The organism is Microbulbifer taiwanensis, from assembly GCF_014904815.1.
Taxonomy (GTDB): domain Bacteria; phylum Pseudomonadota; class Gammaproteobacteria; order Pseudomonadales; family Cellvibrionaceae; genus Microbulbifer; species Microbulbifer taiwanensis.
Genome location: NZ_JACZFR010000068.1, coordinates 18618 through 35362 on the forward strand (window position 1 = coordinate 18618; position 16745 = coordinate 35362).

Annotated in this window: 14 protein-coding genes; 9 read left to right on the forward strand and 5 right to left on the reverse strand. The window is 57.5% G+C overall.

What is annotated here, in order from left to right:
- Positions 1 to 5 precede the first annotated feature (5 nt).
- Genes IG627_RS19730 through IG627_RS19740 form a run of 3 tightly spaced genes read left to right on the forward strand, consistent with a single transcriptional unit; the run spans position 6 to position 3806 of the window.
- Entirely contained in the window at positions 6 to 1310 is a 1305-nt protein-coding gene (locus IG627_RS19730) for an OmpP1/FadL family transporter (RefSeq protein ID WP_193194875.1), read from the forward strand.
- Between the two features lie 41 nt (positions 1311 to 1351).
- Positions 1352 to 3337: an alkyl/aryl-sulfatase gene (locus IG627_RS19735; RefSeq protein WP_193194897.1), complete on the forward strand. Its 1986-nt coding sequence runs from the start codon at positions 1352 to 1354 to the stop codon at positions 3335 to 3337.
- A gap of 10 nt (positions 3338 to 3347) precedes the next feature.
- On the forward strand, positions 3348 to 3806 hold the full coding sequence (locus IG627_RS19740) for an OsmC family protein (protein ID WP_193194877.1): 459 nt from the start codon (positions 3348 to 3350) through the stop codon (positions 3804 to 3806).
- A 68-nt stretch (positions 3807 to 3874) separates the two neighbouring features.
- On the opposite strand, the gene IG627_RS19745 is transcribed toward IG627_RS19740, so the two are convergent.
- From IG627_RS19745 to IG627_RS19755, 3 genes are all read right to left on the reverse strand, one after another.
- Entirely contained in the window at positions 3875 to 4402 is a 528-nt protein-coding gene (locus IG627_RS19745) for a hypothetical protein (protein WP_193194879.1), read from the reverse strand.
- 386 nt (positions 4403 to 4788) lie between these two features.
- A complete protein-coding gene (locus IG627_RS21220) occupies positions 4789 to 5130 on the reverse strand; it encodes an FAD-dependent oxidoreductase (protein ID WP_193194881.1) in 342 nt (113 codons plus the stop codon).
- A gap of 113 nt (positions 5131 to 5243) precedes the next feature.
- Positions 5244 to 7550, reverse strand: coding sequence for a tetratricopeptide repeat protein (locus tag IG627_RS19755; protein ID WP_226865474.1), 2307 nt, complete (start codon positions 7548 to 7550; stop codon positions 5244 to 5246).
- Positions 7551 to 7837: 287 nt separating this feature from the next.
- On the opposite strand from IG627_RS19755, the gene IG627_RS19760 reads away from it, so the two are divergent.
- Positions 7838 to 8842 carry an HAD family hydrolase gene (locus IG627_RS19760; protein ID WP_193194883.1) on the forward strand — a complete coding sequence of 335 codons (1005 nt, stop codon included), beginning with the start codon at positions 7838 to 7840 and terminating at the stop codon, positions 8840 to 8842.
- A 265-nt stretch (positions 8843 to 9107) separates the two neighbouring features.
- Positions 9108 to 10661, forward strand: coding sequence for an arylsulfatase (locus IG627_RS19765; protein ID WP_193194885.1), 1554 nt, complete (start codon positions 9108 to 9110; stop codon positions 10659 to 10661).
- An 84-nt stretch (positions 10662 to 10745) separates the two neighbouring features.
- Here IG627_RS19765 and IG627_RS20970 read toward each other — a convergent pair whose 3' ends face one another.
- Together IG627_RS20970 and IG627_RS20975 are read right to left on the reverse strand one after the other, a co-directional pair.
- Positions 10746 to 11027 carry a hypothetical protein gene (locus tag IG627_RS20970; RefSeq protein ID WP_226865475.1) on the reverse strand — a complete coding sequence of 94 codons (282 nt, stop codon included), beginning with the start codon at positions 11025 to 11027 and terminating at the stop codon, positions 10746 to 10748.
- 293 nt (positions 11028 to 11320) lie between these two features.
- A complete protein-coding gene (locus tag IG627_RS20975) occupies positions 11321 to 11848 on the reverse strand; it encodes a sulfatase-like hydrolase/transferase (protein ID WP_226865476.1) in 528 nt (175 codons plus the stop codon).
- A gap of 399 nt (positions 11849 to 12247) precedes the next feature.
- Between IG627_RS20975 and IG627_RS19775 the strand changes: the two genes are divergently transcribed.
- The 4 genes from IG627_RS19775 (at position 12248) to IG627_RS19790 (ending at position 16521) form a co-directional block, all read left to right on the forward strand.
- Positions 12248 to 13360, forward strand: coding sequence for a cation diffusion facilitator family transporter (locus tag IG627_RS19775; protein ID WP_193194887.1), 1113 nt, complete (start codon positions 12248 to 12250; stop codon positions 13358 to 13360).
- 149 nt (positions 13361 to 13509) lie between these two features.
- Positions 13510 to 15189: an NAD-dependent malic enzyme gene (locus IG627_RS19780; RefSeq protein WP_193194889.1), complete on the forward strand. Its 1680-nt coding sequence runs from the start codon at positions 13510 to 13512 to the stop codon at positions 15187 to 15189.
- Between the two features lie 364 nt (positions 15190 to 15553).
- A complete protein-coding gene (locus IG627_RS19785) occupies positions 15554 to 16015 on the forward strand; it encodes a T6SS effector amidase Tae4 family protein (protein ID WP_193194891.1) in 462 nt (153 codons plus the stop codon).
- Positions 16000 to 16521, forward strand: coding sequence for a hypothetical protein (locus IG627_RS19790; RefSeq protein WP_226865477.1), 522 nt, complete (start codon positions 16000 to 16002; stop codon positions 16519 to 16521). The genes IG627_RS19785 and IG627_RS19790 overlap by 16 nt, the downstream gene beginning before the upstream one ends.
- Positions 16522 to 16745: the final 224 nt, after the last annotated feature.

The window sequence follows — 16745 nt, forward strand, 5'->3', positions numbered from 1 at the left end:
GAGGTTTGGAATTTGTCATGGGGTTGCGAAATTTAACCATCAAAAATATTGCATATATTTCTGCAACCTGTGTATTGCCGATGGCGCCATTCGCCAATGCCGGCGGTCTGATGCTGTGGGAAATCGGCACACCTACCCTGGGTACTGCCAGCGCCGGTTGGGCAGCTATGCCGGAAGATGCCTCCACCGCCTATACCAACCCGGCAGGTACCGTGTGGCGCCAGGGCATCGAGATGCGAGCTGCGGGTCAGGCAATGTATGGCGATATCGGCTTTTCTGAGGGTGGCCTGACGAATGTTTCGGGTAACGATGGCGGTAACCCTGTTGGCTGGTTTCCCGGCGGTGGCGCCTTTGTGGCGGGGAGGTTGGCGGATAATCTCGGTTGGGGTGTGGCTCTGGCTGGAAATTTTGGCCTTGGCCTGGATTACGACGACAGTTGGGCCGGGCGGCGATTTGCCCAGGAATCGGTCCTGATAGGCATGAGTGCGATTCCCTCCCTGAGTTGGAAAGTGCATCCCTGTCTTTCCGTCGGTGCCGGCCTGAACATTATGGGCTTCTATTTTAAGTACCGGTCCGAACCTCGCGCAGGCCTGATTCCCGAAGATGCGCGCTTCAAGTACCGGGATACCGATATCGGCTACGGCGGCAACCTGGGCATCATTTACCGGCCGGTACCTGAGACGACTTTCGGTCTGACTTATACATCGAAGGTCGAGGCGGACTTCAGCGACCGGGTTACACTGGATAATTTCGGGCCCTTATTCGAGCCCCTCGTCGAGCGTTTCGATGGTACCAAAACCGAAATTGACTTGAATGTTCCGGCTACCGTTACCGCCAGTCTGCAACAGAAACTGACAGCCGCCACTACCATTTATGCCAATCTCGCCTGGCAGGATTGGACCGAGTATGCGGGCGTCGGCCTGGAAATCGACAACCCGGACCAGACCTCGCTCAGGGTGAATCGCGGCTACAAGGACACGGGCCACTTTGCCCTGGGGGTTCGCCACGCTGTTTCCCGTGGCCCCTTGCAGGACTGGTCGCTGTCAACCGGGTTTGCCTATGACAGCTCCATGGCATCAGAGGCGCAGGTAACCGCAGATACACCAACCTGGCAGACATTCCGTTTTGGACTTGGCGCTGGTAGGGAGTTGTGCCCAGGGGTACATCTCGACATTGGTTATACACTGGTATGGTCCGGAGACATCGACATCGACCAGCGGGGCCGTCCTCCATTCAATCCGCGCCTGCAGGGCACTTACAAGGATACGGCGCTGCACTTCTTTGGTGCCTCGGTGCAGTTTGAGCTTTAGCGTGAAATATGGGGTTTGCAAAGTTACGGGAGCTGGAAGTGATGCAAAGCAGGGGATTGTTTCAGGTAATTGTCAGTTTGACGGTCGGCGCACTATTTGCGGTCACTGCCCAGGGGCAGGAGCCAAAACCGGCGACAGCGGAAACCAGGAAGGCCAACGCCGCCGTGCTGAAAGCGTTGCCATTCAAGGACCAGCAGGATTTCAAGGATATCAAGCGCGGTTTTATCGAGGCGCTGCCCAATAAGGGGATGATCAAAAATTCCAGTGGCGAGACCGTCTGGGATCTCAGTGCCTACGAGTTTGCCGATGGGAAGCCGGCGCCTGATACGGTGAATCCGAGCCTGTGGCGCCAGCTGCAGTTGCTGTCTGAAGCCGGCTTGTACCAGGTGGCACCGGGAATCTACCAGGTGCGCGGTGCGGATCTGTCAAATATCACCTTTATCGAGGGGGATAGGGGGGTAATCGTCATGGACCCACTGATTTCTGCGGAGACTGCCAGGGTGGGCCTGGACCTCTACCGCAAGCACCGCGGCAACAAGCCGGTACTCGGCGTCATCTACACCCACAGCCACATTGACCACTACGGCGGCGTGCGTGGTATCGTGGATGAAAAAGACGTGAAATCTGGCAAGGTGAAAGTGATCGCCCCGGAGGGATTCGTCGAGGAGGCGGTGAGCGAGAACGTCTTTGCCGGCAATCATATGTCGCGCCGCGCCAGCTTTATGTACGGCAACCTGATCCCCAAGGATCCGAAGGGCAGTCTGGGAACCGGCCTCGGTCTCGGTACCTCGACGGGTAACGTGACACTGATTGCGCCGACCGATGTCATCTCGAAAAATGGCCAGACAGTGGATGTGGATGGCCTGACCTTTGAGTTTATGTTGGCGCCTGGATCGGAAGCGCCGTCCGAGATGCACTTCTACATCCCTCAGCTGAAGGCGGTGTCTGCGGCGGAAAATGCCAATCACACATTGCACAACCTGTACACCTTGCGCGGTGCCAAGGTGCGCAATGCCCGCGCCTGGTCCTCCTACTTGCACGACACCATCGAGCGCTGGGGTGACAGGGCCGAGGTGCTGTTCGGGCCTCACCACTGGCCCACCTGGGGCAACAGGAATGTGGTGAATCACCTGAAGAAGCAGCGGGATCTCTACAAGTACCTGAATGACCAGACGCTGCGTATGGCCAACCACGGTTACAACATGGTGGAAACCGCCGAGATGATGGAGTTGCCCCCGGAGCTGGCCGACTACTGGGCCAACCGGGGTTACTACGGCAGTGTGAACCACGATACCCGCGCCGTTTGGAACTACTATCTCGGATTTTTCGATGGCAACCCCGCCCGCCTTTACCCGCTGCCTCCTGCCGCGGCGGGCAAGAAGTTCGTCGAGTATATGGGTGGGGCTGACAATGTGCTCAAACGGGCAAAAAGGGACTATGATGCTGGCAACTACCGCTGGGTAGCACAGGTATTGGACCAACTGGTGTCTGCGGAGCCAAACAACCAGGTAGCGCGCAACTTGCTTGCGGACACGCTGGAACAATTGGGCTATCAACAGGAAAATGGTCCCTGGCGAAACTTTTTCTTGAGCGGTGCCAAGGAACTCCGCGAAGGTGTCAAGAAGCTGCCAGTGCCGGTTACCGCCAGCCCCGACACCATTCGCAATATGCCAATTGAGATGTTCTTCGATTACCAGGCTATTCGCCTGAACGGGAAAAAGGCAGCTGGCAAGAATCTCGCGTTCAATATCGAGCTTCCGGATGTCGATCAGCGCTATTCACTGGTCCTGGAAAACGGCGTACTCAACTATGGGAAGCCGGTAGACAAACCGGACGCGACCGTCACAACCAATAGGGCGTCGCTGAACGACATTATGCTCGGCACTGCAACCATGCAGGACAAGATCACAGACGGATCTGCCAAGGTCAGTGGCGATACGGATGCCCTGAACACTTTCCTGGCTATGCTGGATACCTTCGAATTCTGGTGGAATCTGGTTACGCCCAATCCGCCGCCGAAAAGCTGAGGAAGAATCCATGGCAGGCCCGACCCCGACAGTTGTCACCGTAGAGGAAACCCTCGAGGGGAAGTTCGTACAGCAGATGCAGTCGGGTCCGCATCTGTTGGTCGCCGATGAACCCGAAGACCTGGGCGGTGACAATCTTGGCCCTGGACCCTACGAGTATCTCCTGATGGCGCTCGGCGCCTGCACCGGGATGACGATCCGTATGTACGCTGACCGCAAGGAGATACCCCTGGATAAAGTGCGGGTGATACTGTCTCATCAGAAGGTTCACGCAAGGGACTGCGAGGACTGCGAATCGAAAGAGGGCAAGGTCGATGAGATAGTGCGGGAGATTACTCTGGAGGGCTCGCTGACCGGGGAGCAGCGGCAGATGTTGCTGGATATCGCCAACCGCTGTCCGGTGCACAATACGCTCACTTCGGAAATCCTGGTGCGCTCGCGTCTGTCATCCAGGACCACTACCTCCTGAGGTCAGTTCTTACTGCAATCTACTGGGGGGATTGATTCTTTTCCTATAGTTCGCTTCCTGTCTTTCCCCTAAGGCGCGGTGTCGGTCTCGGCGTCGACATCATACCTTCGCTTTATTCTATCCGGACAGATTTTCAGGAACAGCCCCAGGCTGATCAGTAGCACCCCCGCACAGAATATCACCGCAATTGGCGCCAGCAACTCCTCGGTCTTCTCATCCTGAACCAGCTTGATAACCAGTACCAGCCCCTCCAGTGCCAGGGCAACACAGACAACGATGATAAAACGCGCGGCGGATCCCAGCAGGGCAAAGAAGGTGGATATTTTATGTTCCGTATTGAGGTTGATCCTGATCACCACATAGAGCTCGAACATGGCCAGGGCAATAATCAGGTTGCTGATGGCATTGATCACCACCTGGGGAATTTCATTGTCGATATAGTAGATTTCCGTTGTGAGGATGAAGTGCGTGAATGTCGATACGGTAGAAATGAATATCGCCGCGCAAAGAATCAGAAAGAAGGCGGAAAATAGGTGCAGAAACAGCAGATTCACCGAGAGCTTTGCAAATACCGATTTCGTTATGTCTTCCCGCATTGGTTGCTCTTCCTGGTGGTGCGCCGATCGATCCCAGCTGCCAGCGTTGGCCTCCGCGGAGATATATTGCAGGGGCTTTCGCGTGCCGCGCAGCGGCCTATAGAAATAACGTGACTGAATTTAGACTAGCAGGTCCGGAAGGCGGGAGAGGAAACCCTGGTGGTGGCGGCGGACCCGAACTGCACCTGCGTGCAGCCGGAGAGATGTACAAAGAGGGTACGCAGGCGGGCGTGGGGAAGTGCAGAGATACGCCGCAGGGCCGTGTTTCTAGTCAGGCGCCGGCCGTCTCTGTGGTGGAGCCCCGGGTTGCTTCTGTATCAGTGGTGCCGTGGAACAGCAGGAAACCGTCCGCCAGCGGCGCCTCCAGTAGGATTCTTGCATCTCTCTCAACGTCGTTCAGCAGCCGCCAGGGGTACTGCTGCCCTTGCAGTGCACTCTGTCAGCAATGCCAGATTCCGCCGCCGTGTCGCCGATATATTGGCGAATGGCGGGTCGCCGGCCAGTACCTTAAGGCGGTTCCTGGAGCGGAACGCGAAGCCGAAGCTGAACATGTCGGAGTCCGAGCGGATACCGGGGTAGCGGAACAGGTCCGAGGTGCCGCCTATCTTGTCGCGTCTCTCCAGGATTGCGAAGCGCTTGTGTGGACACTCCCGGCTCAGGTGGCAGGCGGTACCTATACCGGACAGGCCGGCGCCGATGATCAGGACATCGAAGTGCAGGTCGCTCATCAGTTTCCCGCGCTTGTTATTGTCTATTTCCGTTCAATTTATCCAGACCTTAATGGATCACGGCCGCCGCGAACCGGGATAAAGAGGGCATGCCAACGGCGAGTGGTGGCAGTCTATTGTGACAGAAGCTGCTGGTATTCTCCTGCCTTCTCCATGTTGCCCTGTTCCCGGTAGAGCGCGGCCAGCCCCTGGACAATTTCGCGGTCATGGGGAAAACGCTGCAGCCCCCGTTCCAGTGTCAATATCGCTTTCCGGGGCTCCCCGGCAGAGTTGAGGGCAATGGCATACACGTAGATATAGCGGCCGGTGGCGCGAGGATTTTCAGCTGCCTGCCGCAGGATTGCGAGCGCTTCGCCCATGCGCTTCTGGCGCACGAGGGAGAGCCCCAGGGCATGTTGAAGCGGGGACTTATCATAGACGCTGTCGAGTCCGTTGCGCAGCAGTGCCTCAGCTTCCTGTTCGCGCCCGGCTGTGCGATAGAAATCAGCCAGGTTGATATAGGCCGGGGCGTAATAGGGCGCGATGGATATTGCCCTATCGAAGAAGGCTTCCGCCTGCTTCCGGTTGCCGCGCAACATATGTTGTGCGGCGATGTTGGTGAGGGATTCAGGGCGGTCTGAATTGGACCCTTCCGATTCCAGGTAGTTGTTCAACGCTCGCGCGAATTGTTCTCTTACGGCCGCCGGGTAGTTGTCCATCGGCAGTGTGGCCATGGCGTTGGCCGCCAGTGCGCCGGTCACAAGCCTGTGTTCGTACAGCAGGGGAATCGCCAGGGCCGGGCGTATCTGCTGCGGTACCGAATTCAGTGACTTGGCCAGGCCGAGGTTGAGCAGGGGATCATCGCCCTGGGCGATCACCTGCAACAATTGCGCGCTCTCCCGCGAGAGGTAGCGCGGCAACAGGCTGACTGCGGTAGCGCGTGCGATGGTCGGCTGGGTCTCGTCGGCGACCAGTGCCATCAATTGGGCTTCGGCGCCGGGCAGGCCGTGGCGGCCCGCGTAGATGGCTTCGCCGTAGTGTTCTTCGGAGGGTTTGCCGAATTTGCGTTCCAGCACCTCTGCCGCCCAGGCACTGGATTTGTCTGTGTGGCAGCCGCTGCAGGCGTTGGGTGTTTCCAGCCTGTCGGACAGATCCGGGCGCGGTATGCGGAGACTGTGATCGCGGCGCGCATCCACCTGCATATAGGTTTTCGTGGGCATATGGCAGCTGACGCACTGGGCTCCCTCACTGCCAGTGGAGTGAAAGTGGTGCTCCGCAGTGTCGAATTTTTCCGGCAGGTGGCACTGGGCGCAGACGCCGTTCCCTTCGACGCGAAGCTGCAAACTGTGCGGTTCGTGGCAGTTGCTGCAGGTCACACCGGCCGCATACATCCTGCTCTGCAGGAAGGAGCCGTAAACGTAGACCTCATCGTCAATCTGCCCATCGGCGTGATAGAGGGGCTCGTCCAGCAGGGCGGGATTGAAGTGATCGAGCAGGGGAGCGCCCGCCCGGGCGCCGGGGAAGGCCGTAGTGCGGCGCGAATGGCACTGGGCGCAGGTCTCAATTTCCGCTCGCGTATTCGCCGGCTGCAGGAGGTGGGCGATACCGGATTCAGTATCCATCACCCAGGCCGCCTTTTTGCGGCCGTCGAAGGACACGGACAGGCCCTTGTCGCTGCTGGCCGGATTCGGGTTGCGGGCCCATTCACGATGGCGGGAGCCGGGGCCGTGGCAGGCTTCACAGGCCACATTTATTTCAGACCAGGAGGTGCTGTAGGTCTGGCTGGCGAGATCGTAGTTTTTCTGCAGGTTGGTGGAGTGGCAGTCGGCGCACATGAAGTTCCAGTTGAAATTGAGACCGCTCCAGTGCAGTTCGTCGTCGTGTTTGATGTGCTCGTCCGGGTTCAGGTGATACCAGCGCTGGCCGCCCTCAGACTCGCTGCGGCTGTCCCAGGCGATACTGAGAGCCTGTAACCTGCCGCCGGGAAACTCGACCAGGTATTGTTGCAGGGGATAGACGCCGAAAGTGTAGGCGATGGGGTAGTCGTGCAGCTCGCCATCCGGGCCATCCGTGCGCACCAGGTAGTTGCCATCCTTTCTATGGAAGCGGGACTGGGTGCCGTAATACTCGAACTTCGCATCGTCGAAATCGCCCAGCACCGTGTCCTCACTGGCCTTCTGCATGGCGAGGTCGTGATGGGACCTCTGCCAGGCCTGGAACTGCTCACTGTGGCAACCGGCGCATTCCTGTGTGCCAATGTAAGCCCTATCGGCACCGCCAATCCGGGCACCGGGGTCGCCCATCCGGGCATCACTTTCCAGGGGAGGCCTGTCGGTGGGCGCAGAGGCCGGCCGCTCTTGTCGGTCTTTTCCGTCGCAGGCGCAAATGAGCACCAGGAGTAGCAGGATTCTCAGGGCGGTCGGCATGGGTTCCTCAGACATCATTCACTTTATTGTTGCCGGGATACGCTGGCGGGGCCGATTTATGTTCATGAACACCCAAGGATAGCGGTGTCTCCACCGCAGTTTAGTTATTTTGTAGAAGTAATTTATGCCAATCTGGCCGCCTGCGGCCGGTTCAGGAGGACGCCTGGGGCACTTGAGGACAGCCGGACCAGCCAGTTTTGAAGTCGTCGATTCACACATTGCCGTCTTTCCGGCTATGGTGAGTTAAGGCACAAATATTGCGAACTCCTGTCGCGCTTCCTGGATGTTGTTGAGGAAATACCATGACCCTTGGAAACCGCCTGCTCGGCGCCCTCAGGCTGGGTTTGATGCTGAGCTTTCTGGGGTTCAGCGTCGTCTCCGCGGCAGATCCTCTGCCCTCGTGGAATGACGGCAAAACCAAGCAGTCCGTCATTGCATTTGTTGAAAAGGTGACGAAGGAGGGATCCCCCGAGTTCGTGCCCGCGGACAGACGTATTGCCACCTTCGACAACGACGGCACCCTGTGGGCGGAACAGCCTCTTTATTTCCAACTGATCTATGCCATTGACAAGGTCAAGGAAATGGCGCCGCAACACCCTGAGTGGAAAAAAAAGGAGCCCTTCGCATCGATCATCAGGGGCGACACCGGTAAGGCGCTCGCGGGGGGCAAGCCGGCGCTGATACAACTGCTCGCCGCCACTCATTCAGGCATGACCGGGGAGGAGTTTCAGGGGAGTGTCAGGAAATGGCTGGCGACCGCGCGACACCCGGTGACGAACAAGCTATATACCGAGATGGTCTACCAGCCAATGCTGGAGCTGTTGAGTTATCTGAGGGCGAACGGATTCAAGACGTTTATCGTCTCCGGCGGCGGCATCGACTTCCTGCGCGCCTTCGCCGAGGATACCTACGGCATTCCGCCGGAGCAGGTGGTTGGCAGCAGCCTCAAGGCCAGGTATGAAGTGCGCGACGGCAAGCCCGTCATCGTGAAGCTGCCCGAGGTCAACCTGATCGACGACAAGGCCGGTAAGCCGGTGGGTATCTACCAGCATATCGGCCGCCGGCCCATCTTCGCCGCCGGCAACTCCGATGGGGATTTCGAGATGCTGCAGTGGACTACGGCTGGCGGCGGTCCCCGCTTCGGTCTGCTGGTGCACCATACCGACCCGAAACGGGAGTGGGCTTACGATCGGGACTCCCCTATCGGTCGACTCGACAAGGCCCTGGAGGCAGCGCCGAAGGAGGGCTGGACGGTAGTCGATATGAAGGATGACTGGAAGGTTATTTTCCCCTGGGGCAACCGCTAGTGGGCCATGCGGAAAGTTGTGTAACAGTTCGCATCGCCAAAGCGCCCGGCTCTGCGTTGAGAAAGCTTGAAATAACGTGGCTATTCCTGCGCTTTCTCGCCTTGGTCTGAACGCTTTGGCTGTGCTCCTTTGTTATCGAACTTCCCGCATGGCCCACTAGCGGCGCCCCGGGGGAGTACCGGTGTACGTTTCTTTATCTGCCCCGGGGACTGCCTGCCCCTCCGGGGATTCAGTTCACAGGCAGGCGGGTATCCGGGAGGAAATGATGTACCTATCCTCACTGCGCGGGCTGCTACTGGTCCCGCTATCGCTATTTCTGTTCTATCAGGGCGCCGTCCAGGCCCAGGAAAAACCCAATGTTCTCGTTATCTGGGGCGATGATATCGGCATCACCAATATCAGCTTCAACAGCCGCGGGCTGATGGGCTATTTCACCCCGAATATCGACCGCATCGCCAGGGAGGGGCTGTCCTTTACCGATTACTACGGCCAGCAGTCCTGTACTGCCGGTCGCGCCGCCTTTATTGGTGGCAATGTGCCGGTGCGGACGGGCATGACCAAGGTGGGGCTGCCCGGTGCGAAAGAGGGCTGGCAGGAGTCCGACGTGACGGTTGCCACGGTAATGAATAGCCTCGGTTATGTCACCGGCCAGTTCGGCAAGAACCACCAGGGTGACCTGGACGAGCATCTGCCGACCAACCACGGTTTCGACGAATTCTTCGGCAATCTCTACCACCTCAATGCCGAGGAGGAGCCGGAACACCGTGACTATCCGAAAGACCCGGAATTCCGCAAGAAATTCGGCCCCCGCGGCGTCCTCCGCGCCAGGGTAGGTGGACAAATTGAGGACACCGGTCCGCTGACCAGGAAACGCATGGAGACGGTGGACGATGAAACCCTGAACGCGGCGATCGATTTTATCCAGCGTGCCCACAAGGCCGGCAAGCCTTTCTTCGTCTGGTGGAATGCGACCCGCATGCATTTCAAGACCCACGTGCGCGAGGAACACAAGAATCTCGGCGGTCCCAATAGCAACGAGTATATCGATGGCATGGTGGAGCACGACCAGCATGTCGGAAAGTTACTGAGCCTGCTGGATCAACTCGGCATCGCCGACAACACCATTGTATTTTATTCAACCGACAACGGCCCCCACTACAACACCTGGCCCGATGGGGGCATCACGCCCTTCCGCAGTGAGAAGAACTCCAATTGGGAGGGCGCTTACCGGGTTCCCGCCTTCGTGCGTTGGCCGGGAAAATTCGCGGCTGGAAAAACCCTGAATGGTATCGTCTCCCACGAAGACTGGCTGCCGACGCTGGCGGCGGTAGGAGGTAATCCCGATATCAAGGAGCAGCTGCTGGAGGGCGTAAGCCTGAACGGGCGCAATTACCGCAATTATATCGACGGCTACAATATGCTGGATTATTTCAGTGGTAAGACGGAAGAGTCACCGCGCAACGAATTCATCTATGTCAACGACGACGGCGCTATAGTGGCGATGCGCTACAAGCCGTGGAAAGCGGTTTTTCTGGAAAACCGTGCCAAGGCCTTCGAGGTATGGCGCGAGCCCTTTGTCGAACTCCGACTTCCCCTATTATTCAACCTGCGTCGCGATCCGTTCGAGCGTGCCCAGCATAATGCCAATTCCTATAACGACTGGTTCCTGGAAAGAGCTTTCGTACTGGTGCCAATGCAACAGTACGCGGCAAAGTTTCTGCAGACCATGAAGGACTATCCACCCAGCCAGACCCCGGGTTCCTTCAATCTGGAGAAGATCCAGAAGCAGCTGGAGGCGGGCGCCTCTGGCAGCAATTAGCCGGCTCTGTCGCTATCAGGTCAACGCGATCCGTCCGAAAGTCATTTAAAGGAAAGGCCTGCTCAGGAATCGGAGCAGGCCTTGTCAAATATTGCGGACGGCCGCCACCGGAGAGCTGATAATCAGGATCGCGCCTTCCACGAAGCGGCCTGGTGCTAATTCCCAGTTGGCATGGGGATACTGGCACCTCTTATCCAACGCATCCCTGACGTACTTGAAGCGTTGGTACCCGGTAACGGTTATCGGGCCGCTGTAGCTTTCACTCTGCAGCTTGCGTGGCGGATACTGGATATAGCTCTTCATCAGCTCCGTGATTGCCTCGTTGAAGGTGACGAGTGTCCAGGTGCGCTCGGTGAAGTTGTTCATGAATATTTCGTAGCGCTCCTGGGGGCATCCACAAGTCGAAAATCTGTGGAGAGATGGCCACATACTTTTCGGGTCCCTTCCAGCCGAGATTGGTATCTATGGAGAGACCGCCGGTATCCGCACCGTCATCGCCGCGCAGGTTGAATACGGCCTTGTATTGACCGACCCTGGCTGCACCAGACGTGAGTTCGTTTTCCGTAAAGTAGAACCACGCGTTGCGCGGGCTTTTGCCGCTGCCCGCCAGTACCGGCGTCATATCGTAGCTGTCGAAAATGATGGGTTTTCCCTCCCGGTCATCCTTTGGCAGTTCCAGACCGGCGAGGCTGGCGTAAGTGGCCATCAGGTCCAGGCCACCGCCCTGGCCCTGGAAGGCCACGGTGGTCATGCCGCTGCAGTTCGGGATGCGCCCCCGTCTGGATGGCGGCGCGGCCCGGTGTGCAGCTGGGCTGCGCGTAGAAGGAGAAGAAGGTCATGCCCCCTGCAGCCATGCGGTCGATATTCGGTGTCGGCATGCCCCGCCCCTCTCCGCCGCCGTAGGGACCGAGGTCGCCGACGCCGGTGTCGTCGGACACTATCAGGAGTATGTTGGGCCTGGTGCCCGCATTTTTCGCCGGTGCGGCCGCGGGCTCGGGGGATGGCGGAGAAGCGGCTGCCCGTTGCCGGGGAATCTGTTCTGCGCCCTGTGAACCGGCGCTCAATGCCGCCGGAGTCTCTACGCTACTGGTGGCGGCACTGTCCCCTTGTCCGTCTTCAGTATTGTCACCACCGCCGCAGGCGGCGAGGAAGGCCGACAGCAGCAACACGGTGTAAATCTGGCGCATGGAATATCCCTCTATCGCAAAACAACAGGTACTTACCCGGCTCTTTAGAGTGTTGGGTCTCGGAACAACCATGCATGAATGATTTCAATGTATTCCCGAGGAATTGCACGTGACAAGTGCTCACTAAACCTTAAATGACTGTGTTGTCATTGCGGGAGTTTAACGGCATTTCCTATGTCGACGACCCGATTGAATCTTAAGTCGGGCATGGCGCCCGTGCTTTCAGTCAACCAGTAACATTGGCAGGTAAGTATGTATGAAAATGCGGTGTGTTCGGATCAACTTTGTAGTAGCTCCAGTGACAACCGCTAATTTTCGTTGTCGTTTAATCCCCTGACACGGTAGAGTAGCGTGCGATAAAACAGCTCCATGCAATAAACAGGGATATCGGAAGGCTTCATGGCACAAGGTTCAAAAAAAGCAGTGCTCTACGCCATTTGCGTCAACGCCATCGTTACGGTTTTAAAGGGGTTGGCTGCACTGGCGACTCATTCGGCCTCGATGATGAATGAGGCGGTACACAGTCTTATGGATACGCTCAATCAGGTTTTCCTGATGATCGGCCTTATCAGGGGCGGGCAACCGGCGGACGGGGAGTACGCCTTCGGCCACGGGCAGAAGAAGTACCTGTGGAACCTGTGGAGCGCGATAGGCCTGTTTTCGATCGGTTGCGGCCTGGGTTTGGCCCACGCCTGGCACGCCTACCACCAGTTGCACGTGATCGAGCGGCCGGACACCGTCTCTCTTCTGGGCCTGGATATAGCGCCCATCTGGATCTCGGCGGTGGTGCTTTTTATCGCCCTGGTGCTGGAGGCCTACGTACTCTATGTGGCTGGCAAGGAGTTCACCCTACGTATGCGCGCCGCCGGGGCCAAGAACCCGCTGCGCTACCTGCGCGACGCGGACGACCCGACCCTGATTGCAGTGCTGCTGGAAGATTCCATCGCGGTTACCGGGGTGCTTCTCGCCGCAACCGGTATCGCCTTGACCCAATTGACCGGCAACAAGTTATGGGATATCGGCTTTTCGGTGATCATCGCCAGCATGCTCGGGGTGACCGCTATCTTCCTCGGCAAAATCAACATGCGTTTTCTCACCAGTATCCGCGACACAGGCGCCGAGCGGGATTTCCAGGAAATCTGCAAGTTGCACCCGGAGATAGAGCGCTTTCACGATGTGCGTTCCATCATTGTCGACGAGGCCCATACGGTAGTGGTGGCCGAGGTGGAGTTGCGCGAGGAGCGCCTTGTGGGGGATATGCGTGAGCGCATCGATGCCCACGAACGCGCGCTGTTGTCGCGGGTGCCCGAGGAGCGCCTCAATGACCAGGTGCGAGAGTACGCGGAGACGCGGGCAGTGATCCAGGCCACCCTGGAGCGCACCGAGCGGGTGGTCGACGAGCTGGAGCGGGAGCTGAAAGCGCGCTGCCCACGGGTGTTCCATCTCACGGTGGAGGTAGAGGGACTGGCGCCGACATCGAAGCTGGACGCCCCGGAGACCTTGTTATCTTAGATGGCAGTCGCTAGTCTTCCGGCCTTTGCCGCGGGGGCGCTGCGAGCGGTGTTATTTGACCAGACCTGCGATAGCCGGTCACAAAAACGCTCCTGCACCCCGGCATCCCTATCGCACTGGTTCCCACCGAATTCGATGTAAGCAGGTTTATGAGCAACAAAGACAAACGCCCTCTCTATATTCCCCACGCCGGCCCCTCGCTGCTGGAAATGCCGCTGCTGAATAAAGGTAGCGCCTTCACACTACAGGAGCGGATAGAATTCAACCTGGTCGGGCTGTTGCCGAACAATGTCGAATCAATTGGTGAGCAGGTGCGGCGCGCCTACCATCAGTACCGGCAGTGCAGCACCGACCTGGAGCGACATGTTTACCTGCGCGCCATCCAGGACGACAACGAGACACTCTTCTTCCGCCTGATCGAACAGCATATCGAAGAGATGCTGCCGATTATCTATACGCCCACGGTCGGCGCTGCCTGTGAGGAGTTCTCCAATATCTACCGCAACCACCGCGGCCTCTTCGTGTCCTACCCGGATCGGGAATACATGGACGATATTCTGCGCAGCGCCACCAAGCAAAACGTCAAGGTGATCGTTGTCACTGACGGCGAGCGTATCCTCGGCCTCGGCGACCAGGGTATCGGCGGCATGGGTATCCCGATCGGCAAGCTGTCACTCTACACCGCCTGTGGCGGCATCAGCCCAGCCTACACACTGCCGGTGATGCTCGATGTGGGCACCAACAACCGCACACTACTGAACGACCCCATGTATATGGGCTGGCGTCACGAGCGCATCTCCCAGGAGGAGTACGACGAATTTGTAGGCGAGTTTATCGCCGCAGTGAAGCGCCGCTGGCCCAAGGTGCTGGTGCAGTTTGAGGACTTCGCCCAGACCAACGCCATGCCGCTGCTGGAGCGCTACCGCGACCAGCTGTGCTGTTTCAACGACGATATCCAGGGCACCGCAGCTGTGGCCCTGGGCACCATGCTGGCTGCGAGCAAGGCCCGCGGCGAAAAACTGTCCCAGCAGAAAGTGCTGGTGGTCGGCGCCGGCTCCGCCGGCTGCGGTATTGCCGAGCAGGTGGTAATGGCGATGGTGGGCGAGGGCCTGACGGAAGCCGAGGCGCGCGGGCGCATCTTTATGTTCGACCGCTACGGCCTGGTGACATCGGACATGAAGGGCCTGCATGATTTCCAGGCCCGCCTGGCCCAGGATGCGGCTAGATTCGACGGCGTCGGCGAATGGGATCTGCTGGAACTGGTCCAGAAGGTCGAGCCCAGTATCCTGATCGGCGTATCGGGGCAGGGCGGTCTCTTTACCCAGCCGGTGATAGAGGCGCTGCACAGGGGTTGCTCGCGGCCGCTGGTCATGCCGCTTTCCAACCCGACATCGCGCGCCGAGGCGACGCCGCAGGAAATCCTGAGCTGGACCCGGGGCGAGGCCCTGGTGGCCACCGGCAGCCCCTTTCCGCCGGTGGAACTGGATGGCAGCAGCCATGCCATCGCCCAGTGCAACAATGTGTATATCTTCCCCGGTGTCGGTCTCGGCACCATCGCCTCCGGTGCCAACCGGGTAACAGACAATATGCTGATGGCTGCCTCCAATGCCCTGGCGGAACACGCTCCCGTGGTGCGCGAAGGGAAGGGCGCGCTCTTGCCGTCACTGTCGGAGATCCGCGCGGTGAGCCGCCAGATCGCCATGGCGGTGGGCAGGCGGGCCCAAGAGGATGGAGTCGCACCTGTGGTCGACGATGAGCGGTTGGAGCGAGCGATAGAGCGCAATTTCTGGACGCCGAACTACCGCTACTATCGCCGGCGTTCTTTCTAGTCCTGCGAGTTGCGCTTATCCAGATAAATCGGTGTGGTGGCAAAGCTGCTGAATCACACCGTTTTGATACCATCGAAGCCACTCCCTTAAAGGCTCTTTGACAACGAAGGTAAAGAGGCTTGCGCGATTAGCTGCAATTTACCCATGGGGTCGATTAGTCAGGTGGCGTATGGGAAGATAGAGCTTCGGTGAGGCGACACTTTTATTAGACCTTGTAATCCGCTATTTTAACAACACCGGGTAATATTGGTAAATATTGCGATTGACATAAGGATATTGAACTCTAGTACCTGATTCCTATATTCAGCGATTTGGATGGGTGGTACCGGATTAATGGGCACATTAACTAATAAGGAGATTGGTTGTGGCAATATTCGCTACTCAGTGGAAAAGTCATGTCGGGCGTGATTTTGTCTGTGATCAGAGCACATTTGGGAACCAGTGTGCGATGCGTATGGGAAAGGCGTTAGAGGATAGTGGTGTATCCCTGGCAGGAAAAATACAGAAGCGCTGCTCTGGTTATTCCTCAAAGTTCAGAGATCATAAGCCTGGTCATATTCGCTCGGCCCAGGAACTCGCAAATGTTTTTTACAGGGAGCCCGGTCTATTGGGGGTCGGGGTTAAAAAATCCATATTTAATGGAAGCATTGATGACAATATAAAGCATTTTCGCGACAAGCGGGGGATGGTGTTTATCATGAACGGATGGGGAAGCACAGACCATATAGATTTGTGGGATGGATTTTCGATGCAGATGAAAGGCTCCTATGATACTGCAGCTTATCGAAAGAGAGGCGAGCACGTTTGGTTTTGGGAGTTGAAATAATGCTAATGCAATCAGATAGACCGATGGGCTGTGTAAAGGTTGCTCTATATCTCTCGGTGATCATCTTCTGCCTTTACGTATCAGCATGCCAGGCAAAAGCAGATCCAGGTTTTCTCACCCTTACCAGTCACAACTCTATAAAACTTGAATTGTATAACCAGGGGGGTAAGTGCAGCATAAGGGTTAATGGTGCATCACAAGGCCGGGAGTTGGGGGTTCCGTATCCCTGCGGTTTCGTAAGGGTGAATAAAAAGTCTGGGGCGCAGACATACAATTACGAGGGCGTGGGGCAGGTGTTTGTCGTAGCGGGCCCTCCAGCCGAAAGAGAGGCCTATAAGGACTCAGGTGTCAATTATGACCATATGTGTTCGAATTATGGGCAGTCAGTGATCATTCAAGGAGAGGAATTAACTCTTCGAACAAGTCAAAATGTATCTTTGGGGTTTTGCCACCTTCTCGGATTTGATGAGAAAGCTTTTTATGGGTTTGCATACCCTGTTGAGTAGGAGATTCATTCACTGCTTCTGGAGTGTATTATCCACAGCAGGATCGATGGGTCTTGACTTTGCGCCTGAACGGCAGCAACTGAAGCGGATGATATCGACAGCGTCGAGAAAAATAAATCAGGTGATTTCCCCTTATTAACTCGGCAATGGAATATTACGCTACAATGCGGGAATGAATAAAGAAGATTCTCGCAAATTACCCTCAGCGGCTCAGGCAGAAAAAC